The sequence below is a fragment of the Clostridium sp. cel8 genome, from assembly GCF_014050525.1.
In the GTDB taxonomy this organism is placed as follows: domain Bacteria; phylum Bacillota; class Clostridia; order Clostridiales; family Clostridiaceae; genus Clostridium_B.
Genome location: NZ_JACGAG010000002.1, coordinates 19,408 through 43,407, shown reverse-complemented (window position 1 = coordinate 43,407; position 24,000 = coordinate 19,408). Strand labels below are relative to the sequence as shown.

Sequence of the window (24,000 nt, the reverse complement as noted above, 5' to 3'; positions counted from 1 at the left end):
ATTTATAAAGTGAGTTTGACTAAATAGTCTTTACAAATATTCATATTTAAGGCAATAAGTAATCTATAGATTTTATTAATATAAAAGATTAAAATATAAATATATAAAAATTTTAGGAGGATATGCAATTGGACAGTGTAGATAACTGGGTTCCAGATAAAAGTTTTAAAGTTCCAATCTATAAGCAGATATTCTTACATATTAGAGAAAATATATTGTCCGGAAAGTTAGAAATAGGATCAAGGCTTAAGTCACAAAGAGAAATGGCAAAAGATATGAATGTAAATAGAAGCACTGTTGTAGAGGCTTTGGAAGAATTAAAAGCAGAAGGACTTATAGATGGAAGAGGAAGTAGAGGTACTATAGTTGTCAATAATACTTGGTCATTACTTACATCAATTGCTAGACCTAATTGGGATAGTTATATTAAATATGGAATTTATAAGCCTAATTTACATACAGTGCAGATGATTAATAAACTTGAATTTAGAGATGATATTGTACGCCTTGGAACAGGAGAACTTTCTCCAGAACTTTTTCCACATGAAATGATGAAAGCTGTGATGAATAAAGTTTCAAGTAAGATCTACTCTTTAGGTTATGAGGAACCTAAAGGCTCTTTTGATTTAAGAAAGGAAATAAGCAAATATGTTAAACAACTTGGAATAAATGTTTCTCCAAATTCAATACTTATAGTTTCTGGATCAATCCAAGCCATTCAATTAATTTCAATGGGAATACTTCAAAGAGGATCATCTGTAATTACTGAAAAACCATCTTATTTAAAATCATTACATATTTTTCAATCTTTAGGAATAAATTTAAGAGGAGTTTCAATGGATAATTATGGAATAAAAATACAGGAACTTTTGAATTCAATCAATTCCAACACTAAAGCTTTATATTCAATACCTACATATCATAATCCTACTGGAAATGTAATGCCTATGTTCAGGCGTAAAGAGCTTCTTTCTGTATGTATGGAGAATAGGTTGCCAATTATAGAAGATGATGCATATAGGGAACTTTGGATAGATAAGGTTCCACCACCTCCATTGAAATCTATTGATACAACTGGAACAGTGTTATATATAGGCACTGTATCAAAGTCATTGGCACCTGGGTTTAGAATAGGCTGGATTATAGGGCCTGAGCCTGTTATAGAACGACTGGGAGATATAAAAATGCAGACAGATTATGGGGCAAGTTCAATTTCTCAGTTGATCCTAACTGAATGGATGTCCAGTGGATTATATAGCAAGTATGTAGATCTTTTAAGAAATAAATTAAAAGTGAGAAGAAAGATTGTACTTGATACATTAGATAGGTATTTTTCAGATATAGCTGTTTGGAACAGACCAAGTGGAGGATTTTATGTGTGGCTTAAAATAAAAGGCAATATATCTATGAAAAGGTTGTTTCATATAGCATATAAAAATGGTATATTGATAAATCCAGGAAGTATATATGATTTTAGCAAAAATTCATGTATTAGAATATCCTACTCCTATGCATCAGAAACTGATATGAAATTGTCTTTGAAAAAATTGTCTGAAATAATTAGAAGTTTAATGTAAAATTTTAAGGCTTCAATTTTTGGTTGGAATAATTTTTGAAATTTTGGTTGTGGATATACAGGCATATTCTAAATATAATTTAATAAAAGATATTCATAGGAGGAAGTTATGTTAGCGTATTTTTTACAAGGAATTATTTTAGGATTTGCCTATGTAGCACCAATAGGAATGCAGAACATGTATGTAATAAATTCGTCTTTGAATAATAAAAGGTGGGAGGCATATAAGACAGCGGGAATAACTACATTTTTTGATTGTTCCCTTGCAATATGCTGCTTTTTTGGAATTGGTTCAATAATTAAAGAGTCAAATATTTTTAGAATGTTAATTTTATGCATAGGGTGTATTGCTGTAATATATATGGGAATAAGGCTTATAACAAGTAGCACGGAAATATCAAATACTCTGGAAACGGATAAAAGTTTTATTAAAACAGCTATTAAGAGTTTTACTGTAACATGGGTAAATCCACAGGCAATTATTGATGGTTCATTGCTTTTAGGAGGAATTAGAGCGTCATTAGCTGGAACAAGTGCAGATCTATTTATGGTTGGTGTGTGTAGTGCCTCATTTTTGTGGTTTTTTGGAATTACAACTATTATATCAATTTTTAAAAGTAATTTTAATAATAAATCTATTAAAGCTATTAATGTGATTTGCGGTGCAGTTATAATTTATTACGGGTTAAAATTAGGATTTGCTTTTTTAAAATTAGCCATAGAATAAAACATCAATCAAGGATACATAATTAGAAACAATAAAACTATAAGTGAGTTTACTTAAATTATAAAAAGTTGTAGAATTATTTATAAGTGAATTTTAAACTGTAATACAGTAATAACTCAGTAGGAGGTAGTTTGTATGGAAAAAATCGCAAGCTTTACAGTTGATCATATTAAATTGAAACCAGGTGTCTATGTTTCTAGAAAAGATAAGTTTGGAGATGTAGTTTTAACTACTTTTGATATAAGAATGACAAGTCCAAATGATGAACCTGTTATGAATACTGCAGAAGTCCACACAATTGAACATCTTGGAGCAACTTTTTTGAGAAATCACAAGGACTATGCATCAAAAATAGTTTATTTTGGACCAATGGGATGCAGAACAGGTTTTTATTTAATTTTAGCTGGAGATTATCAGTCAAAAGATATTATAGATTTACTTAAGGAGATGTATAATTTTATTGCTGATTTTAAAGGTGATATTCCAGGTGCAGCAGCAAAGGATTGCGGAAACTATCTTGATATGAATTTACCTATGGCAAATTATTGGGGACGTAAATATCTAGATGAAGTTTTAAATAACATAAGTGAGGATAGACTTGTTTATCCTAATTAAAATTAAATAAACTAAAATGTCAGGCGATGTATTAATATTGTCACCTGACATTTTAATTTTAATGCATAAGGAGGAAATATGAGGAGTAATTACGATAAAACATATTATAAAAATATTGATAAAAATTCTATAAAAGCATGGATTATAGGAAGAACTATAGGATCAATAATTTTTATATTTATATGTAGTCTTATAGCTCATTTTTTTATAATACCAAAATTTGGGCACATAAAGATTGTTAAAATTTCTACATATGTAATATTGGGGCTTATTATTGCAATGTGTATAGTGGACAGCTATATATTCCCATTTATAGAATATAAGCAGTGGAAGTATGGAATATTTAAAGATAAAATAGAACTTATAAGAGGAATTATAGTAAAAAAGAAAACTGTAATACCTATTTCAAGAATTCAAAATTTAGAGATAAAACAAGGACCTATACAGAGAATTTATGGAATAGCCTCTGTTAATATAATAACTGCTGGAATTACTGAAGAGATACCTTTAATAACATATAAGGAAGCTGAAAGGCTAACTGAAAATTTGAAAAATGTTATAGAAATAGGTGATAGAGTTGAGTAAAGTTGAAAGAAATCACTATTTAAAGCTAATCTATGGTTTTGTAAAAACTGTAAAACAATTTATAACTATGTTTATTGCACTGGGAATATTGGCAGTAAATATGCTTGGAATGAAAAAATTAATTATTATTACCGCAGGTATTTCTCTATTTATTTTTTTTACTCAGTTTTTAGAATGGAGAAAAGATTTCTTTATTTTAAAAGATAATTCTATATATCATGAAAGCGGTATCTTCAGTGTAAAGAAAGTTGAAATCAATTTTTCAAGAATATACACTATAGACATTTCTCAAAATTTATTGGAGAGAATTTTTAAAGCTGCAACTATAAAAATAGATACTGGTGAAAGCAAACACAAGGGAAGTGAATTAAAGTTTATTTTAGATAGAAAAAAGGCAGACAAGCTTAAAAATATTATACTTAAAGGAAATATATCAGAGGAATTGAAAGATCAGGATAAGAAGTATTATAAAATAAGTAATAAACAGTTGATTTTATATTCTATGATTTCAAATTCAATATTTCAGGGTATAGGAATATTGTTTGCAATTCAACAATTCTTTCAACAATATGTAGAGGATATTATAAACATAAACACATATCTTTATATAAATGAAGTGCGTAAAATGGCCATTTATGTAATAGTATTATTAATACTTTTACTTATATTTATAGGAATTATTATATCTGTAATAATTACCTTTTTAAAATATTATAATTTTAGGATGTGGACGGATAATAAAAAAATATGTGTAAGTTATGGAATTTTAAACAAGAAGAATTATAGTTTTGATAGGAGAAAAATAAATGGGATACATATAAGACAGACAATTTTTATGCAGATCTTTGGATTCTATACTATAGAAATAGAAAGCATTGGATATGGTGATGAAAAAGGAGAAAAGGCAATACTTTATCCTATGTGTAATGAGCTATCTAAAAATAAGATTATAAAAAAATTATTAAGTGAATTTGAATATAATGATAAAATAAATAAAATAGGAAAAAGGGGGCATGCACGGTTTTTTTATAAGAAATTTATTTTCTGTGGTATAGTTGCTTTTATATGTTTTTTTGTAAAAAGACAATATACAGTTCTAACTTTGCCATTACTTTTAATTTTAGCTCTTCTTGGATATTTGCAGATAAAAAATACAGCCTTTGGAATGAATAATAGTCTTGTATACATAGGACACGGTGGATTCAATAAGTCAATATCTATAGTTAAGATGTCAGCAGTTCAATCTATAACTACTTCTTATAATTATTTTCAAAATAGAGTTGGGCTGTGTGATTATAGTGTAGGGTTATATAGCTCTGATTTTGGGAAAATTTTAAGGGCAAAAAGTATGAAAAATCATATTATAGGTGATTTTTTTAGATGAAGATTCAATAAAAATTTGATAAAGAATATATTTTTTAATATACTAGTAAATATGATAAAGTTTTATGATGAAGATGGTGAATGGGAGAAAATTACAAATGTCTGAAAATTGTTTTAAAAATGCAGTAGGTATAGCTAAAAATATATGTATGATGAAACTTAAACAGGGAGATATTGCAGTAGATGCAACAATGGGAAATGGACATGATACTATGTTTTTATCTAATATTGTAGGGGACAGTGGTAAGGTATATGCCTTTGATATTCAAAAATCTGCTATTGAAAATATAAAAGAAATTCTGGAAAAATCAAATGCCATAAAAAATGTAGTGTTAATAAATGATGGACATGAAAATATAGATAAATATATAGATGAAGATGTGAAACTTATTATGTTTAACTTAGGATATTTACCTAAAGGAGATCATTCAATAACAACTAAGTGGCAGACTACTTTGACTGCACTTAAAAAATCCCTAAACTTAATTGAGAAAAATGGAGTTGTGATTTTAGTTATATACTATGGGCATTTTGAAGGTAAAAAAGAAAAAGAAAAGATTGAGGAGTTTACTCAAAAATTAGATCAAAAAAAGTTCAATGTTTTAAAAATGCATTTTATAAATCAGATAAATAATCCACCAGAACTTATTATCATAGAAAGAAGATAAAGTCATACAGAAAAGAGGAGAGTTGTTTTTATGAAATTTATGAAAGTCAGTGATGGAGCTTATGATGAACTTAAGAGCCTTTTAGATTCAAATAATGTTGAAAGTTATAATCTTAGAATAAAATACTTAGGATCAAGCTGTAGTGGACCAGTATTTAATATATATTTAGGGAAGGAATCTGAATATGACGTTGTAGATACTGTTAAAGAAATTAATTTTATAGTAGATAGAGATATAGTAAATACATATGGTGGTTTTACAATCCTATCTAGCAAGGAAAGTCAAAATAATCAAATGGAACTAAAACCATTTATATCACAATCTTCAGGATGTAATGGTTGTTCTGGATGTGGTGCTTAGTAATTTAATAATATATAATTATAAAACCGATAATCTTAGGACTATCGGTTTTAATTATATAAATTTTTATTTTGTTATTTAAGTATATATAGATTTACGGATTTCATTCCCCAATTTTGTGCATCTGAATTAGATGGAAAGAAAAGATCAACTCTATTTCCTTTAATAGCACCTCCTGTATCAGCGGCTATAGCATATCCATAGCCCTCAATATATACTCTAGAGCCAAGGGGTATAACTCTTGGATCCACTGCTATTATTCCTTTTGAAGTCTTCATCCCATTTGCAGTAATTCCACTAATGGAATAAGCTGTTGCATTTACTGAAATTACTTTTGAAACTGAATTTAATCCAGATCCACGAGATAAAGTAACTCCACTGAAATTAGAACTTGATGCACTATTTAATGCCACTTGCTTACTGTTCTCTTGAGCAAGCAATTCTTCCTCTTTTTGTGATGTGTTTGCAAGAAGAATTTTTTGTGCTTGTATATCTGAATTTAATTTTGATAAAATACTTTGATTTGTTTCTTTTATTTTTTTAAGTCTGTTGTTTTCTGCAATTAGAGATTGCTTTTTTTCAGAGATTGCTTGTTCATTTTCTTTTAGTTTATTTAATACATCCGTATCAAATTTAATTATTCTAGTTATAGTGTCAAGTCTTGATATAAAATCACTTAGACTATTTGATGTAAGTAATATTTGAAGGTATCCATTTGTTCCGTTTATGTACATAGCTCTTATTCTACTTTTATATAGTTCATTTTGAGATTTTGAAGCATTTTCAGCATCCTTAAGTTTTTCTTCTGTAATTTCAATTTCTTTAGCTATCTTATTCATAGCTGCTTTGTTATTGTTAATTTTATTTATAACTGAATCAATTTGTGCATTTAGTTGGTTAACTTTTGCTTGCAATTTTGCTTTGTTATCTTGTGTTTGTTTTAATTGAGTAGATGAAGCAAATACACTGTTATTAATCATAACACATATTGCTAAAATCACAAATGCAGATAACACTTTTTTACTCATTTATTTTCCTCCCTATATACAATTATAGAACTTAATTTTCATGAAGTTCTATATGTAGAAATAGTTCTGCTTTTCATTATAACATTAAAGTTTATAGAAACTCAAGTTAAAGCCAATATTATATAATATTATATAATTTATGGAAATTATACTAGTGTTGTAAATAAAAATAATAAACCGTATAATGAATGTAAAATTACTTGATTAAAATAGTCAGGTTTTAATATAATTAATTTTGTTTGATTCAATAATATATGATATATGAAAGGAATTTAGTATGAGTAAAATATTAGTTTTAGCAGAAAAGCCTTCTGTAGGAAAAGATTTAGCAAGAGTGCTTAAATGTAACAGAGGAGGCTTTGGATATCTTGAAGGAAATAAATATGTAGTTACATGGGCTTTAGGTCACTTAGTTACATTAGCCAATCCTGAAAGCTATGATAAAAAGTATAAAACTTGGAATATGGAAGATTTACCTATGCTTCCTAAACACTTAAAAACTGTTGTCATAAAGAAAACAAGTAAACAGTTCAATGTAGTAAAGTCACAGATGAATAGAAAGGATATATCTGAAATAATTATTGCTACAGATGCAGGAAGAGAAGGTGAACTTGTAGCAAGATGGATAATAGAAAAGGCTCATGTAAAGAAACCACTGAAGAGATTGTGGATTTCTTCACAAACTAAGAAAGCTATACTTGATGGGTTTAAGAATTTAAAACCTGCATCTATGTATGATAATTTGTATAAAGCAGCAAAATGTAGGTCAGAAGCTGACTGGATTATAGGATTAAATGTAACTCGTGCACTTACATGTAAATATAATGCACAACTTACAGCAGGAAGAGTACAATCTCCTACTCTTGCAATGATAGTTAATAGGGAAAATGAAATAAAAAATTTCAAACCTAAAAGTTATTATAATATAGAGGCTCAAACAGCTGCTTTTAAACTTAAATGGATTGATTCAAAAGGAAACAGTAATTTGTTTGATAAGGATAAAGCAGAGAAGATACTCTCTAGAATAAAAGGAAAGAAATTTAAAGTAGAAGATGTAAAATCAAATTTGAAAAGACAAATGCCAAATAAGCTTTATGATTTAACAGAACTTCAAAGAGATGCAAATAAAATATTTGGATATTCTGCTAAACAAACATTATCTATAATGCAGAGGCTTTATGAAAATTATAAGATACTTACATATCCTAGGACAGATTCAAGATATATTTCAAAAGATGTAGTTGAAACATTAGAGGAAAGGCTTAATGCTATTTCAATTCCCAAATATAAAAAATTTGTAAGTAAAGTATTAAAAAAAGGTATAAAGGCAAATAAAAATTTTGTAGATAACAGTAAAGTTACGGATCATCATGCAATTATACCAACTGAAGAGAGCATTCAAATTTCTAAATTGGGATTTGAAGAAAGAAATATATATGATTTAGTAGTAAAGAGATTTATATCTGTTATGCTTCCGTCTTATGATTATACCCAAATTACAATGAAAGGTGATATTTCAGGAGAAACATTTATTTATAAAGAGAATGTAGTAAATAATTATGGTTGGAAAGAAATCTATGATGAGAAAAATAAAGTAGAAAAAACCAGTCTGTTAAATATAAAAAAAGGTGATTTATTTGATGTAGTATCTGCAAAACTTGATAAACTATACACAAAAGCACCATCAAGATTTGATGAGGCAGCATTGCTTTCTGCTATGGAGAACCCACAAAAGTATATAAAAATAGATAAAGTATACGCAAATACACTTGGTAAAACGGGCGGAATAGGTACAGTTGCAACTAGAGCGGATATAATAGATAAGCTTTATAACATGTTTTATATAGAGAAAAAAGGTAGAGAAATAATTCCTACATCAAAAGGAAAGCAGCTTGTTAATTTAGTCCCAGAAGGACTAAGGTCACCACTTCTCACAGCTAAATGGGAAAATGTGCTAGATGAAATTAGCAGAGGTAAAAAGGATTCTAGTAAGTTTTCAAGTGACATGAGAAAGTATGCAGTGGAATTATTAAATGACGTTAAATCAAGTAAAAATAAATTTAGGTATGATAATTTAACAGGTAAAAAGTGTCCTAAATGTGGTAAATATATGCTTGAAGTCAAAGGAAAACATGGTATTATAAATGTTTGTCAAGATAGAAACTGTAATTATAGAGAAAATGTAAGTAAATTTACCAATATAAGGTGTCCAGAATGCCACAAAAAGCTTGAAATTAGAGGAAATGGTAGTGGACAAATATATATATGTAGTAATTGTGGATTTAGAGAAAAGCTTGCATCATTCAATAAACGGTTTGACAACAAAGCCAATATAGCAAATAAAAAGGAAATCTCAAATATAATGAAAAAGATGAAAAAAGAAAACGAAAAACCTATAAATTCGGCTTTAGCTGATGCACTTAGCAAATTAAATAAAAACTAAATAAAATAATAAAACACTAAATATGAAATAAATTTAAAGTAATAATAAATACAGTTTATAAAATTTTAAATGAAGAGAAAATAGCAAATATATTGAGTTTTCAAAATTTAATATATTTAAATAATATATAATTATATAATAAAATACACATTAATAAGCACTAAAATATTGATTGAATAAATTGTTTAAATTTTAAAGTGAAATTAGAGTATAAAATAAAAAAAGGTAGAAATCGCTTTATGGAGCGAAATCTACCGCGGTACCACCCAAATTATTACTCGTATATATAACGGCATTGCCGGCATAACCTACTTTTTACATTTCAGTTAGCAACTCTAGAGTGATTTTCAACAACTTTAGCTTATAGGATCGCACCAAACTCCTACTCTCTGAAAGCATATTTTTGTTTACTCTTCTCCGTCACTGTTTTTATATTGTTTGAACATGAAATTTTGCAATTGTGATTATTTTATTGATTACTATACTATAAAAAAATATTTATGTCAATAATTGAGATTTTAATTTTATTTTTAATATTAGTCAATTATATATGTATTTTTCATTAAATATAGTAATTTTTTATTAAATGTTTAATATATTCATATATTAATTAAAATAATTCTAAAATATTGTCTATATTTTAGAATTATTAGGATTATTATAATTGATTATTATCAATGAATATAATGCATATATATGCATATATATTTAATTCTATTTTAAAAATCCATAATAATGTAGTAAAAAATAATGGACAAAAAAATTGATAAAAGTTTAAAAAACTATTGACATTTTGTCCATAAGGTATTATTATCGTCACATACACTAAATATTGATTTGATAAATTGTTAAGAAATAAATTTTAAAGTAATAATGTTCGTGCTAAATAATTGTATTATTTAGTATTTTAGGTAAATATTCAAAGTGAATATTTTATTACCTGAGTATTCAGTTGTAAAATTAGTTTTTATTTTTACAGCTTGGATTTATTTTGTTAGCATGATTGTAGAGTATAAAGACAATGAAAAGGAAGAGTAAATAGCTATAATTTTTTAGAGAGTGAGATTTGGTGGGAGCTCATAAATTTAACTATTGAAGGTAGCCTTGGAGTCGTGGGTTGAAATTTGAGTAGGCCTTATCGGTAGAACCGTTATTACTTTGAGTAAAAATTTTGGGTGGTACCGCGCGACCAAACTTCTCGCCCCAAGCAGAGAATGTTGGTTGCTTTTTTTATATAAAGTTTTATGTTATTTACTATTTACATGAAAATTTATATAAAAAAATAAATTACATTTGGGTAAGTTTTGAATAAAAAATGTTTGTAAAATTAAGAATTATCACAATATTTTATTCAATATTTTAAATATAAAGTTTATGTTTTTTAGATTGTTTTAATTGCTATATAAAGATATTAATTGTTATATAAAAATTATTATAAATTTAAATTATAGGAGGAAGATATTATGGAAAAATTAAAAGTTTATTATGATGAAGATGCAAATTTGGATATTTTGAAAGGAAAAAAGATAGCTATACTTGGATTTGGTAGTCAAGGACATGCTCATGCTTTAAATTTAAAAGATAGTGGACTTGATGTAATAATTGGTTTATATAAAGGAAGTAAGTCATGGAAAAAAGCTGAAGGCTATGGATTTAAGGTATATGAAACAGCAGAAGCTGTTAAAAAAGCAGATATTATAACAGTACTTTTGCCAGATGAAAAGCAAAAACAAGTTTATGAAGAAAGTATAAAGGATAACTTAGATGAAGGAAATGCATTATTCTTTGCTCATGGATTCAATATCCATTTTAATCAGATAGTACCACCTAAAAATATAGATGTTCTTATGATTGCACCTAAAGGACCAGGACATATAGTTAGAAGAGAATATACATTAGGTAATGGAGTTCCATGTCTTTATGCAGTACATCAGGATTTCACTGGAAAAGGTAAAGAAATTGCCTTAGCTTATGGAAAAGGAATAGGTGGAACAAGAGCAGGAGTTATGACTACAACATTTAAAGTTGAAACTGAAACTGATTTATTTGGTGAACAAGTAGTACTTTGTGGAGGAATTTCAGAACTTATAAAAGCAGGTTTTGAAACATTAGTTGAAGCAGGATATGCTCCTGAAAATGCATATTTTGAATGTTTACATGAAATGAAGTTAATAGTTGACCTAATATATGAAGGCGGATTATCCAAGATGAGATATTCTATAAGTGATACTGCTGAATATGGAGATTATAAGATAGGCAAGAGAATAATAAATGAAAACACAAGGGCTGAAATGAAAAAGGTTCTTAAAGAAATTCAAGATGGAACTTTTGCAAAAGAATGGTTGCTTGAAAATAAAACTGGAAGACCAGGATTCACAGCAAGAAGAAGAATTGAAGAAAATTCTCAAATTGAAAAAGTTGGTAAAGAACTTAGATCAATGATGTCATGGATAGATCCAAATCCTTCAAATGAATAAATCTATTATAAAAAGGAGGCTGTGATACTATGAAGGGGGCTGAAGTGCTTTTACGATCATTAGTAAAGCATGGAGTTGATACTATATTTGGATATCCAGGTGGAGCAGTTTTACCTATATATGATGCATTATATGATATGCAAGATAAATTAAAACATATAATTACTGCGCATGAGCAAGGGGCAGCTCATGCTGCAGATGGTTATGCTAGGTCTACAGGAAAGGTTGGGGTTGTCATTTCAACCTCAGGACCTGGTGCTACAAATACTGTTACGGGTATTGCTACTGCATACATGGACTCTGTACCAATTATAGTATTTGCAGGTCAGGTGCCTGTAAGTTTAATTGGAAAAAATTCTTTTCAGGAAGTGGACATAAAGAGTATAACAAAATCAATAACAAAGAAAACATTTACTATTGATGATGTTTCAAATATTGAAAGTATAATAGATGAAGCTTTTAAAATAGCTGTTACAGGAAGACCAGGACCTGTAGTTATAGAAGTTCCTAAAAATGTTCAGGTTTCTGAAATTAATTATGATTCATTAAAAAGTAAAGATGAAGAAAATAATTATACGAAAAATGAATTTAGATATAATTTATTTTCAAATGAATACAAGAATAATTTAGATAAGGCTGTTGAAATTATAAATAAAAGCAAAAAACCTATGTTATATGTAGGTGGTGGGGTTATTTCATCTGGAGCAGAAAGAGAACTCATGGAATTTGTAGATAAGCTTGATACTCCAATTACTTGTTCGTTAATGGGAACTGGGGCATTCCCTGGCAATAGAAAGAATTATACTGGAATGGTCGGTATGCATGGAAGTCATTGTTCAAATTATGCAGTGAGCAAATGTGATCTTTTAATTGCAATAGGTGCAAGATTTAGTGATAGAGTTATAAGTAAAGTAAGTACTTTTGCAAATAATGCAAAAATAATTCATATAGACATAGATAAAAGGGAATTTGGTAAAAATGTTGACATAACTCTACCATTAATGGGAGATATAAAAAATGTGCTTCATGAGTTAAATGAAAGGATTAATAGGCAGTATCACAGCAGTTGGATGGATGAAATAGTTAAATTAAAGGAAAATGAAGAAATAAAGTATTCAAAACTCCATTTAGATGATGAAACTCAACTTCATCCGAGAGAAATCATAAATACACTTTATAAGTTGACTAAAGGAGATTGTATTATTACCACGGAAGTAGGACAAAATCAGATTTGGACTGCGCAATATTTTAAATTTTTAAAACCTAGAACGTTTATATCATCCGGGGGACTTGGAACAATGGGATTTGGCCTTGGAGCTGCAATTGGTGCGTGTCTTGGCAATCCGGATAAAAAGGTTATAAATGTAGCCGGAGATGGTAGCTTTAAGATGAATTCTACAGAACTTGCAACTATTTCAAAATATAAATTGCCAATTGTTCAACTTGTATTGAATAATGAAAGTCTTGGTATGGTACATCAATGGCAAGAGATGTTCTATAACAAAAGGTATTGTTTTACGGAACTTACTCATGATGTTGATTTTGTAAAATTAGGCGAAGCTTATGGAATTAAATCGTTAAGAATAAATAAGACAAGTGAAGTTGAAAGTAGTTTAGAATTTGCATTAAAGGCAAATGAACCAGTTATAATAGAGTTTAATATTAATATAGATGAAAAGGTGTTTCCAATAGTTCCACCAGGGGCGTCTATAACGGAAAGTATAGGATGATATTTTAAATTTAAATATAAATTCGTAAATAAAAAGGGGCTTAGTATAAATAAAAAGGGGCTTAATTAATATAGATTTTATAAAATTTTACGTCAATAGTTTGTACATTTAAGGAGGTATTTTGTAATGAAGAGTGATTCAGTAAAAAAAGGAGTTAAGGCTGCTCCTGCAAGGGCTCTTATGTATGGTATGGGATATACTAGCGAAGAAATTAAAAGACCTCTTATAGGTATAGTAAATTCCCAAAATGAAGTAGTAGCAGGTCATATGCACTTAGATGAAATAGCCAAAGCTGCAAAACTTGGAGTAGCAATGGCTGGAGGTACGCCTATGGAATTTCCTGCAATTGCAGTTTGTGATGGAATTGCAATGGGGCACGTTGGAATGAAGTATTCCCTGGCAAGTAGGGAGCTTATAGCAGATTCTATTGAAACTATGGCAATTGCACACGGATTTGATGGATTAGTTATGATTCCAAATTGTGATAAGATTGTGCCTGGAATGCTTATGGCAGCTGCAAGACTTGATATACCTACTGTTGTAGTTAGCGGTGGTCCTATGAGAGCTGGAAAACTTAACGACAAGGTATTAGATTTTAGCACATGTATAGAGAAAGTTGGAGCTTGTAGTGATGGAAAAGTAAGCGAAGAAGAATTGGAGAAAGAAGCTAAAAAATCATGTCCAGGATGTGGATCTTGTTCAGGACTTTTTACAGCAAATAGCATGAATTGTCTTACTGAGGTACTTGGCATGGGGCTGCCTTTAAATGGTACCGCAATAGCACAAACAGGTGAGAGAAATCAGCTTGCAAAATATGCTGGAATGTATGTAATGGATTGTGTAAATAAAAATAGAAAACCAAGTGATATATTGACTTTGGAGTCTTTCAAAAATGCAATAACTGTAGACATGGCACTGGCAGGATCAACAAATACTGTACTTCATCTTCCAGCAATAGCACATGAAGCTGGTATAAAACTAGATTTGAATTTATTTGATGAAATAAGTCAAAAAACTCCATGTATAGCAAAACTTAGTCCAAGCGGAAAACATCATATGGAAGATTTACATATGGCAGGAGGAATACCTGCTGTAATGAATGAACTTTCAAAGCTTGGATTAATTGAGGAAGATTGTATGACTGTAACTGGAAAAACTGTTGGAGAAACTATAAAAGAGCATAAAGTTTTGGACTACGATGTTATAAGAAGTGTTGAAAATCCATATAGTAAAAAAGGCGGAATAGCTATACTTAGGGGAAATCTTGCACCAGATGGAGCAGTAGTAAAGGAATCTGCAGTAGCTGAGGAAGTTATGGTACATGAAGGCCCTGCAAGAGTGTTTAATTCAGAAGAAGAGGCAGTTAGTGCTATATTTGGAAACAAGATAAAAAAAGGTGATGTAATAGTAATAAGATATGAAGGACCTAAAGGTGGGCCTGGAATGAGAGAAATGCTATCACCAACTTCTGCTATAGCCGGCATGGGACTCGATAAAGATGTAGCACTTTTGACAGATGGAAGATTTTCCGGTGCAACAAGGGGAGCATCTATAGGTCATATATCTCCAGAAGCAATGGAAGGTGGCTTAATAGGACTTGTTGAGGAAGGAGATACTATATTTATAGATATAAGAAATAAAAAACTTGAATTGAAAGTATCTGATGAAGAAATTGCAAAGAGAAAAGAAAAATATGTAAAACCTGAACCTAAAATAAAAAAAGGATATTTAAGTAGATATGCAAAACTTGTTACATCTGCAAATACAGGAGCTATATTAAAGTAACTGTTATTTTTAAATAAATATATATTGCCAAATATAATTTTAATTTTTAGGAAAGTATATATGGTATAATCATAATTAGTAGTTTCACTATTTTATGAAGGGAATTAAAATTATATGGATACAATAATGGTTAATATATATGGTTACAAAAATGAGTTGCTGGAATCAGGGTGTGCAGGTCATAATGGTTCATCATGTAGTTCATGTAGGTTAAGCAGTGGTTGTAAAAATTGTAGATCTAAAGAGAATCCTAAATATACTGCAGAGGGTCTATGTAAAAGTGTTAAGAACTTCTTAAAAACTACTGACGTATCTAAAAATGTTGAAGTGAACTTTGTAGAACTTAATGATAAGAGAATTAAGTCTAATGAAAAGATGAGAGTTAAAGAGGTTATTGATAGGGGTTTTTATCCACCTATAGTAGTTATAGATGGTATAATAAGGTATTATGGTGGCATTTCAAATATGCTCATATATAAAGATGTAAAAGAGCTGCTTACTTAAGCAGCTCTTTTACATTATTGAAACCAAAAGTTTTCATAAGAGTACTTATACACACGATATCCCATATTTTTAGCTGAATATTTAAATTGAACTATTGGGGTTCCAGAAATGTCATATTCACCATAAACATGGTTGAGATAACCTGAATTTACAACATAATTTCCACTATACTCCTGAACACTACTTACTATAGGAGAATATGGCAAATCTATAGATTGTACAAGTGTATAAGTTCCAGCTTTTTCATCTACAAGATATTTATAAAACATAGACTTTTCACCTTTATCTATACTACCTGTACCAGGGTATGCACTCCAGTCAAAATCAGGACGTGATTTGGTTCCATTATAGTTGTTGTTAAACATAATTAGATAATATTGTCCTTCTTCTAAAGATGGATCTTCAATATAAGTTACACTGTGTTGACCGGCATTAGATACAAAGTTTCCTACTTTTTTTAAATTGAGTTTATCGTATTTTGTCCCATCCCATACACTGTCATCTGCAATGAAGTACTTTAACGTTGGATTAGTATAAATGTCATTTACTCGTATTATAGTACTAAGTTCTCTAGAACTTAAAATCAAATCTTTGTTGTCAATAAGTTGTATTGTATTGAAGTGAATCCAATCAACACCTTCTTCATTTTTTTTCTCATCCGGTTCTAATGTAGAGGCTTTTTTCTCTATGTCGCTCATGTAGTCTTTAAAGTCCATAAGCTGTGTTACTTTTCCTGATGTTAAATCCAATTTTATAATGCAATCTTCAATTACTCCTGTATTGTTTTTAGTGGCCAAAATATCTAAACAGTTATTTTCCTCATCGTAAGTATAGTCATGATGTATTGACCAGTCTTTTCCCAAATCATATATTTTTTCGATTTGTCCAAGCCTGTTTACAGATGCAAGTTTATTTTTTGAATAGCTAAATATCATATTATTATCATTTGAATAAACTATTCTATATGCAGCGTCATCTTTTAATGGAATTTCTGATCTTATGATTCCATCATTATCTATCATATAAATAGTTGGATCTAAGAATCTATCATGAGATAACATAGTATATAATCCATTAGATAAGGCCGCTGTACTTTCGCCTTTTTCAATTGATATTTTTGGTACATCATCTGAATTCAAATTACCCATTTTTACTGTAAAGGTTTTTTTACCTACTACTTTATTATTTTCATCTAGTGCTTTTAATGTAATAGTATTTTCTTTATTTGCTACTAGTCCAATAATCTGATAAGCATGAGTTTTAGTAGTTTCGTTTTTACTACCTGTGTAGAGAGTTCTTGTAAAATCATTTATACTGTCATCATTTACAGATACAGTATATTGTATTTTTACTGATGTGTCAGTATTAAAATAAGCATTTACAGAAGAAGTATTAGTTTCAAATGGATTGTAAATTAAAAGGGGTTCATCTAGAGTGTAATTCTTTTCATTCAAGAGAGTTTCAATTTTATTTTCAATCGCCTCTTGATAATCTACATCCCATTTTGAAACATTGTCACTTTTACTTACAGTCATTATATCATTACCCATTGATTCGTTTTTTGTAATATCAATATCATAGCTTGAGAATAGTTTGTTTTTAAGCCCATAGTGTTGTGAAGCATATAAACCTATTATGAAAATTACAACACATGCTGCTATACCAATAAAAATCTTTTTTCTTTTCATATTTTCCCCTTTCACCAATACCTTTTTATTTATAGTAATTAATATTTAATACACTCAATTAAAAAAATATTATCAGCTTTTTTAGTCAATAAAGTTACAATATTGTAAAGATTGTATTAATAGATGTAAATATAATTACATTTATTGGCTAATATTGTAGATTTTATAATGAAATTAATATAAAGATCCTACTAGATTTAGTATTTTTATAAAGCTATACCTAGTAAGTTCTTTTATTGTGATTTGTTTTATAAATTACTGTTATATTGATTTTAATAAAAGGTAAGAATAAAATATAAAATAGGTAAAAGTTTTAAAAAAATATGTATTTTAGTTGAATATAAAGTTATTTTATCAGAATAATAAGGAGAAGATTATGGAAAAACTTACATTGCAGCAATTAGAATCAAAACTTTGGGAGTGTGCTGATGTTTTAAGAGGAGAACTATCTGCAACACAGTACATGGATTATATATTTGGAATGTTATTTTTAAAACGAATGAATGACCAATTCAGCTTTGAAAGAAATATTATGAAAAAAGAGTTTGAAGAACAGGGAATGGTGGAAGAGGAAGTTGAAGAGATTCTCAATGATCCTTCTATTTATGAAACTTTTTACATTCCAGAACAGGCCAGATGGGATAAATTAAAAGACTTAAATTTAAATATAGGTCCAGAACTTGATAAAGCATTTAAGGCTATTGAAGATGAACCTAAAAACAGTGAGCTTATAGGTGTATTAACTACGGTAAATTACAACGATAAAGAAAGAGTTCCTGATAAAAAATTAAGTCAATTATTAATGATATTTGATAGTATGAATTTAGCTGATGAATATATAGAATCAGAAGATATTTTAGGAAATGCCTATGAGTATTTAATTAAACAATTTGCTGATGAAGGCGGCAAAAAAGGTGGAGAATTTTATACTCCAACAGAAGTAGTTAAAGTAATGGTTAATTTATTAAAGCCACAAGAAGGTGATAGAATATATGATCCTACCTGTGGCTCTGGTGGTATGCTTATACAGAGCATTAGATACATAAAAGAACATGGTGGAAACAATAAAAATATATCTCTCTATGGACAAGAAATAAACCTTTCAACTTGGGCTATTTGTAAGATGAATATGCTGCTGCATGGTGCTAAAGGAGCAGATATAAGAAAAGGTGATACTATTCGTGAGCCAAAACATATAGAAAATGGTGTCCTTAAAACCTATGATAAAGTCCTTGCAAATCCACCGTTCTCACTAAAAAATTGGGGACATGAAGAAGCAAGTGCTGATGAATTTAATAGATTTTCATATGGATTACCACCAAAATCATATGGAGATTTAGCATTTGTATCCCATATGGTGGCAAGTTTAAATGTTAAAGGTAAAATGGCTTCTGTAGTTCCTCATGGTGTTTTGTTTAGAGGTGGAGCAGAGAAGAAAATAAGAACAGGTTTCTTAAAAGATGATTTAATAGAAGCAGTAATAGGACTTCCACAGAACATATTTTACGGTACTAGTATTCCAGCGGCTATAATTGTAATAAATAAAAATAAAGATGAAGATAGAAAAAATAAGGTATTATTTATAGATAGCAGCAATGATTTTGTTAAAGATGGCAATAAGAATAAATTAAGAGATGAAGATATTGAAAAAATAGTAAAAACATTTGATGAATATAAAGATGTAGAAAAATATGCAAGTGTAGTTGACTTAAAAACTATAGAGGAAAATGATTATAACCTTAATATAAGTAGATATGTAGATACCACTGAGCCAGAACCAGAAGTAGATATTGACTTAGTATTGGAAGACATAAGAGAGCTAAAGCTAAAGATGGCTGATTCAGAAGAAAAACTTAATGAATATCTTGAAGAACTTGGATTTGACAATATTTAAGGTGGTGATGGCAGTGGAAAGAGAGTATAAGAGTGAAGAGTTAAAAATGAAGAATGAAGAATTAAAAGATAAGAGCTGTAAAAGGGGATATAAGATGACGGAGCTTGGGGAGATACCAGAGGAGTGGAAAGTAAAGAAGTTAGGAGAAAAAGTAGAGATAAGAAGTGGAAACTCTCCAAGTAAATTTAATCTACATGATTATGGTAGTTTCCCATTTTACAAAGTTGATGATATGAATTATACTGAGAAATATTTAAATAAATCTAAGGCTTACTTTGATGAAGAAAAGTATAATTTAATGCCTAAGGGCATGATTGTGTTTCCTAAGAGAGGAGCATCTATATTTACAAATAAGGTTGCTATACTTCAAAATGCTGGATACTTTGATACTAATATAATGGGGCTAAAATGTAAAGATGGATTAAATAATGAATATTTATTTTATCAACTAAAGTTTATAGAGTTAAAAAAATTTGCAGATACAACAGCAGTACCACAAATAAACAACAAACATATAAATCCATTAAAAATTTGTTTACCACCCTTAAAAGAACAACAAAAAATTGCATCCATCCTATCCTCAGTAGATGAACAAATAGAAATCACTGACAGTCTTATAGAAAAGACAAAGGAACTGAAAAAGGGGCTTATGCAGAGGTTTCTTACAAAGGGAATTGGACATAGTAGGTTTAAGGATACGGAAATAGGAAGGATACCTGTGGAGTGGGAAGTTAGGAAGCTAGGAAAAATATTTTCAATAAACAGTAAAAGCATTAAGCCATATAAATATGATAAGGAATTTTTACACTATAGTATACCAGCGTATGATGAAGCAAGAACACCTATAATTCAAAATGGTAAAGAAATAAGAAGTAATAAATTTATAATTGAAAAAGATTCTATATTAGTTTCTAAGCTTAATCCGAGAATAAAAAGAGTGTGGAAAGTAACTTATAGCAAGAAAAATATACAAGTTTGTTCTACCGAATTTATTAATTATGTTCCATTATATAAAAATATTATAGATATTAGCTATTATTATCAGTATTTTTTATCTGATGTTTTTCAAAATCAATTGTTGCTAAGAGAAAAAGGTACAACAGGAAGTAGGAAAAGAGTTAGTCCAAATGACACCAAGGACATTTTAGTTTCATTACCAGCACTAAAAGAGCAACAAAAAATCGCCTCCATCCTGTCTTCAGTAGATGAACAAATAGATCAATATGAATCTAAGAAAGAAAAACTTAAAGAGCTTAAAAAGGGACTTATGCAGAAACTTTTGACAGGGAAAATTAGAGTGAAGGTATAATTGAAAAGAGGGATAGAAATTTATGTCTTATTTAGGAAATGAGGAAACTTTAGTAGAGATTCCAGCAATTGAATACATAAAAGATGTTTTAAAATATGATTTTGTTCACGGTAAAGAGTTAATACCTGAAAATGGAGAACGTGATTCATTAAATGAGGTTATATTGGTTAAAAGACTTAAAAGAGCATTAAAAAGATTAAATCCTTGGATGGATGAAGGAAATATTCATAAATCTATTAGGTTTTTAAGTAGGCCGGAAAATTTAGGTACAAGTCTTTTAGAAATAAATGAAAAGCTCTATGACGCTATTGTAGATTTAAATTATACTGTAGATCAAGATATTTATGGAAATGGGCAAAAAAAGCCTCAAACAGTACATTTCATTGATTGGGACAATGTAGACAACAATGATTTTTTAGTTACAAGGCAGTTTCAAGTAAAAACTCAATGTGGGAAATCTATTTATCCTGACATAGTTTTATTTGTCAATGGAATTCCTGTAGTTGTACTTGAATGTAAATCTCCTTTTTTAGAAAAAGCTAAAAATGAGAATATAGGTAAAAAAGAAGCTTTTGAGCAGCTTAAAAGATACATGAATGAAAGAGATAACAATGTTATAGAAGGTAATCCAAGACTTTTCTATACTAACTTTTTTACAGGAATTTTAAATAAATATCATGCCTATTTAGGTACAATTAGCTCAAAGTATAATCACTATTTAGAGTGGAAAGATCCATATCCATTTACTAAAGATATGGTTAAAGACGTAGAAGATTTTGGACAAAATATATTTATTCAAGGATTGTTAGAGAAGAAAAATCTTTTAGATATAATGAGGAATTTTTTAATATTTGAAACAGATAGTGGTGTAACTACTAAAAAAATATGTAGATATCAACAGTTTAGAGCTGTTAATAAAGCTATTAAGAGATTGAAAGAAGGTAAAGACTCACTATCAAGAGGTGGGGTTGTTTGGCATACACAGGGTTCTGGAAAATCTCTTACTATGGTAATGCTTGCGAGAAAAATAAAAAGAACTAAAGATCTTTCTGATGCTACTATAGTTGTTGTAACAGATAGAATTGATTTAGATAAGCAGATTTATAATACATTTGTTAGAACTTTATCAAAGATTACTACTCCAGTGAGAGCTACAAAAATATCAATGATGAAAGAACTTTTAGGAAAGGCTCAACCTAAAATTATAATGACTACTATTCAAAAGTTTGAAAATGAAACAGAAGAAAAAGAAATAACTGAAAATGGTAAAAAAGTTAAAAAGAAGTTTATTAAGCCTTATGAAGTTTTAACTACTAAATCAAATGTTATTGTACTTTCAGATGAAGCTCATAGAAGCCAGTATAAAGATACAGCTTCAAATATGAGGACAGCTCTTCCTAATGCAACTTTTATAGGATTTACTGGTACTCCTATTGATAAAAAGGACAGATCAACACCAAGAACTTTTGGAGGATACATTGATAAATATGGTATTAAACAAGCTGTAGATGATGGTGCTACTGTAAAAATTGTATACGAAGGAAGAAGGCCAGAACTTCACATAAAAGGTGATAGTTTAGATGACTTATTTAATGAAACTTTTGAAAATAAAAGTGATGAGGAAAAAGAGGCAATAAAGCAAAAGTATGCAAATAAGAAAGCAATAGTTGAAGCGGATAGTAGAATTAATAGTATTGCCATAGATATACTTAAGCACTATAGAGATAATATAATGCCAAATGGATTTAAGGCTCAGGTTGTCTGTATAAGTAGAGAAGCTTGTGTTAAATATTACAATGCCTTAAAAGAAAATATGAAAGATATTATAGGAGAGGATTTGGAATGTAAGGTTATATTTTCAGGCAAGGAAAATGATCCAACTCATTTGAAAGAACATTTCACTTCTAAACAAGAACAAGAATCTATAATTAATAGATTTAAGCAGCCAATTGAAAAAGATAAACTCTGTTTCATTATAGTAAAAGACATGCTTTTAACTGGTTTTGATGCACCAATAGAACAGGTTATGTATCTTGATAGGCCATTAAAAGAACATAATTTATTGCAAGCAATTGCAAGAGTAAATAGAACATGTACAATGGATATTAGCCGTAAAGTTGATATAGATAAGGTTAAAAAGGCAAGTATTGTGAAACAATGTGGATATGTTATAGATTATTACGGAGTTTCAGATTATTTGGAGGAGGCCTTGGCAATATTTGATAAAAAAGATTTGGGACAACCTATGCAATCAATGGAAGACTTATACAAAGAAATGCTTTCTTATAGAGAAGATGTAATGAATTTATTTAAGGGTAAAGATAAAAATAATCTTGATGAATTAATAAAAGTATTAGAAATGCAAGATAAAAGAGCGGAATTTGAAATAGGATACAAAAGATTTTCAAGTGCTGTTGAAGCCTTACTGCCTTCCCATGTAGGAACAGATATTTTAAATGATTTAAAGTGGCTTAGTTATATTAGAGCAGGAGCTAAAGCAAAATATAGTCCAGAACAGGAAATTGATATAAGTGACTGTGGTGAGAAAGTAAGAGAAATAATAGAGGAACACTTAAAATCTCTTGGAGTTATTCAGTGGATAGAGCCAATTACATTATTTGAGGATGACTTTAAGACAAAGATAGATACACTAAAATCAGATGAAGCTCAGGCATCTGCTATGGAACATGCTGTAAAACATGCCATTACTATAAAAATGGAGGATAACCCTGTATTTTATACAAGTTTATTGGAAAAACTTCAAAGGATACTTGATGAAACGGAAAATGATTGGATTAAAAGAAAAAAGAAACTTGAAGAATTTATCAAAAAAGATGTGGAAAAGGGAACAAAGTCCCAATCAGAGAGTCTTGGATTAGATGAAAAAGAATATGCATTCTTTGAAGTTGTAAAAAAATATATAGAAGATGAAGAAGTTCAAGATGATAGAATTAAAGAAGAAAGGGAAGTCTATATAAGTAATGACATTATAGAGCTGTCTAAAAATATAGCAGTAGATGTAAGCAAAGTAGTTGAAGATAATTATGTAATAGATTGGACTAATAATCAAACTAAAACATCAGATATAGAAAGAGCAATATTTATGCTGCTTAATAAGAAGTATTTTAAACAAATACCACTTAAAAGCAGAAAAAAGATGACTCAACGTTTACTAAGTTTGGCAAAGATACATTTTGCAGTAATTATGTAATCAAATTAAGAATTATT

Annotated in this window: 17 protein-coding genes and 2 other annotated features; of the genes, 15 read left to right on the top strand and 2 right to left on the bottom strand. The window is 29.1% G+C overall.

Annotated features, from left to right (window positions below):
* Window positions 1–122: 122 nt before the first annotated feature.
* From H2684_RS02345 to H2684_RS02315, 7 genes are all read left to right on the top strand, one after another.
* Complete coding sequence (locus tag H2684_RS02345; protein WP_182087759.1) at window positions 123–1,577, top strand: PLP-dependent aminotransferase family protein; 1,455 nt, start codon at window positions 123–125, stop codon at window positions 1,575–1,577.
* Window positions 1,578–1,685: 108 nt separating this feature from the next.
* Window positions 1,686–2,303: a LysE family transporter gene (locus H2684_RS02340; protein ID WP_182087758.1), complete on the top strand. Its 618-nt coding sequence runs from the start codon at window positions 1,686–1,688 to the stop codon at window positions 2,301–2,303.
* Between the two features lie 135 nt (window positions 2,304–2,438).
* Window positions 2,439–2,918, top strand: coding sequence for an S-ribosylhomocysteine lyase (locus H2684_RS02335; RefSeq protein WP_182087757.1), 480 nt, complete (start codon window positions 2,439–2,441; stop codon window positions 2,916–2,918).
* Window positions 2,919–2,996: 78 nt separating this feature from the next.
* Window positions 2,997–3,503, top strand: coding sequence for a PH domain-containing protein (locus tag H2684_RS02330; protein ID WP_182087756.1), 507 nt, complete (start codon window positions 2,997–2,999; stop codon window positions 3,501–3,503).
* Window positions 3,487–4,887 carry a PH domain-containing protein gene (locus tag H2684_RS02325; RefSeq protein ID WP_347707507.1) on the top strand — a complete coding sequence of 467 codons (1,401 nt, stop codon included), beginning with the start codon at window positions 3,487–3,489 and terminating at the stop codon, window positions 4,885–4,887. The genes H2684_RS02330 and H2684_RS02325 overlap by 17 nt, the downstream gene beginning before the upstream one ends.
* A gap of 97 nt (window positions 4,888–4,984) precedes the next feature.
* Entirely contained in the window at window positions 4,985–5,554 is a 570-nt protein-coding gene (locus tag H2684_RS02320; RefSeq protein WP_182087754.1) for a class I SAM-dependent methyltransferase, read from the top strand.
* A gap of 30 nt (window positions 5,555–5,584) precedes the next feature.
* Window positions 5,585–5,914 (top strand): HesB-like protein, encoded by a 330-nt coding sequence (locus tag H2684_RS02315; RefSeq protein WP_182087753.1) that lies wholly within the window; start codon window positions 5,585–5,587, stop codon window positions 5,912–5,914.
* A gap of 74 nt (window positions 5,915–5,988) precedes the next feature.
* Here the strand turns inward: H2684_RS02315 and H2684_RS02310 are convergent, their stop codons facing one another.
* A complete protein-coding gene (locus tag H2684_RS02310; RefSeq protein WP_182087752.1) occupies window positions 5,989–6,942 on the bottom strand; it encodes a 3D domain-containing protein in 954 nt (317 codons plus the stop codon).
* Window positions 6,943–7,219: 277 nt separating this feature from the next.
* On the opposite strand from H2684_RS02310, the gene H2684_RS02305 reads away from it, so the two are divergent.
* The 5 genes from H2684_RS02305 (at window position 7,220) to H2684_RS02285 (ending at window position 15,881) form a co-directional block, all read left to right on the top strand.
* Window positions 7,220–9,385 carry a DNA topoisomerase III gene (locus H2684_RS02305; protein WP_182087751.1) on the top strand — a complete coding sequence of 722 codons (2,166 nt, stop codon included), beginning with the start codon at window positions 7,220–7,222 and terminating at the stop codon, window positions 9,383–9,385.
* A 237-nt stretch (window positions 9,386–9,622) separates the two neighbouring features.
* Window positions 9,623–9,818 (bottom strand) — a binding site (T-box leader).
* Between the two features lie 579 nt (window positions 9,819–10,397).
* Window positions 10,398–10,594, top strand: a binding site (T-box leader).
* Between the two features lie 254 nt (window positions 10,595–10,848).
* Window positions 10,849–11,862, top strand: a complete 1,014-nt coding sequence (gene ilvC, locus H2684_RS02300) for a ketol-acid reductoisomerase (protein ID WP_182087750.1) — start codon at window positions 10,849–10,851, stop codon at window positions 11,860–11,862.
* Between the two features lie 29 nt (window positions 11,863–11,891).
* Window positions 11,892–13,592: a biosynthetic-type acetolactate synthase large subunit gene (ilvB, locus tag H2684_RS02295; protein ID WP_182087749.1), complete on the top strand. Its 1,701-nt coding sequence runs from the start codon at window positions 11,892–11,894 to the stop codon at window positions 13,590–13,592.
* Between the two features lie 126 nt (window positions 13,593–13,718).
* Window positions 13,719–15,377: a dihydroxy-acid dehydratase gene (gene ilvD / locus H2684_RS02290; protein WP_182087748.1), complete on the top strand. Its 1,659-nt coding sequence runs from the start codon at window positions 13,719–13,721 to the stop codon at window positions 15,375–15,377.
* Window positions 15,378–15,491: 114 nt separating this feature from the next.
* Entirely contained in the window at window positions 15,492–15,881 is a 390-nt protein-coding gene (locus H2684_RS02285; RefSeq protein ID WP_182087747.1) for a hypothetical protein, read from the top strand.
* A 14-nt stretch (window positions 15,882–15,895) separates the two neighbouring features.
* Here H2684_RS02285 and H2684_RS02280 read toward each other — a convergent pair whose 3' ends face one another.
* Window positions 15,896–17,569, bottom strand: coding sequence for an aryl-sulfate sulfotransferase (locus H2684_RS02280; RefSeq protein ID WP_182087746.1), 1,674 nt, complete (start codon window positions 17,567–17,569; stop codon window positions 15,896–15,898).
* A 376-nt stretch (window positions 17,570–17,945) separates the two neighbouring features.
* Between H2684_RS02280 and H2684_RS02275 the strand changes: the two genes are divergently transcribed.
* From H2684_RS02275 to H2684_RS02265, 3 genes are read left to right on the top strand one after another with little or no spacing between them, the layout of a single operon-like run.
* Window positions 17,946–19,463: a type I restriction-modification system subunit M gene (locus H2684_RS02275; protein ID WP_182087745.1), complete on the top strand. Its 1,518-nt coding sequence runs from the start codon at window positions 17,946–17,948 to the stop codon at window positions 19,461–19,463.
* 13 nt (window positions 19,464–19,476) lie between these two features.
* Window positions 19,477–20,772, top strand: a complete 1,296-nt coding sequence (locus H2684_RS02270; RefSeq protein WP_182087744.1) for a restriction endonuclease subunit S — start codon at window positions 19,477–19,479, stop codon at window positions 20,770–20,772.
* Between the two features lie 22 nt (window positions 20,773–20,794).
* Window positions 20,795–23,983 carry a type I restriction endonuclease subunit R gene (locus H2684_RS02265; RefSeq protein ID WP_182087743.1) on the top strand — a complete coding sequence of 1,063 codons (3,189 nt, stop codon included), beginning with the start codon at window positions 20,795–20,797 and terminating at the stop codon, window positions 23,981–23,983.
* Window positions 23,984–24,000 lie beyond the last annotated feature (17 nt).

Bases quoted from the DNA above. Each gene is read 5' to 3' on its own strand.
- H2684_RS02345 (WP_182087759.1), top strand. From the start codon at position 123: ATGCAATTGGACAGTGTAGATAACTGGGTTCCAGATAAAAGTTTTAAA.
- H2684_RS02340 (WP_182087758.1), top strand. From the start codon at position 1,686: ATGTTAGCGTATTTTTTACAAGGAATTATTTTAGGATTTGCCTATGTA.
- H2684_RS02335 (WP_182087757.1), top strand. From the start codon at position 2,439: ATGGAAAAAATCGCAAGCTTTACAGTTGATCATATTAAATTGAAACCA.
- H2684_RS02330 (WP_182087756.1), top strand. From the start codon at position 2,997: ATGAGGAGTAATTACGATAAAACATATTATAAAAATATTGATAAAAAT.
- H2684_RS02320 (WP_182087754.1), top strand. From the start codon at position 4,985: ATGTCTGAAAATTGTTTTAAAAATGCAGTAGGTATAGCTAAAAATATA.
- H2684_RS02315 (WP_182087753.1), top strand. From the start codon at position 5,585: ATGAAATTTATGAAAGTCAGTGATGGAGCTTATGATGAACTTAAGAGC.
- H2684_RS02310 (WP_182087752.1), bottom strand. From the start codon at position 6,942: ATGAGTAAAAAAGTGTTATCTGCATTTGTGATTTTAGCAATATGTGTT.
- H2684_RS02305 (WP_182087751.1), top strand. From the start codon at position 7,220: ATGAGTAAAATATTAGTTTTAGCAGAAAAGCCTTCTGTAGGAAAAGAT.
- ilvC (WP_182087750.1), top strand. From the start codon at position 10,849: ATGGAAAAATTAAAAGTTTATTATGATGAAGATGCAAATTTGGATATT.
- ilvB (WP_182087749.1), top strand. From the start codon at position 11,892: ATGAAGGGGGCTGAAGTGCTTTTACGATCATTAGTAAAGCATGGAGTT.
- ilvD (WP_182087748.1), top strand. From the start codon at position 13,719: ATGAAGAGTGATTCAGTAAAAAAAGGAGTTAAGGCTGCTCCTGCAAGG.
- H2684_RS02285 (WP_182087747.1), top strand. From the start codon at position 15,492: ATGGATACAATAATGGTTAATATATATGGTTACAAAAATGAGTTGCTG.
- H2684_RS02280 (WP_182087746.1), bottom strand. From the start codon at position 17,569: ATGAAAAGAAAAAAGATTTTTATTGGTATAGCAGCATGTGTTGTAATT.
- H2684_RS02275 (WP_182087745.1), top strand. From the start codon at position 17,946: ATGGAAAAACTTACATTGCAGCAATTAGAATCAAAACTTTGGGAGTGT.
- H2684_RS02265 (WP_182087743.1), top strand. From the start codon at position 20,795: ATGTCTTATTTAGGAAATGAGGAAACTTTAGTAGAGATTCCAGCAATT.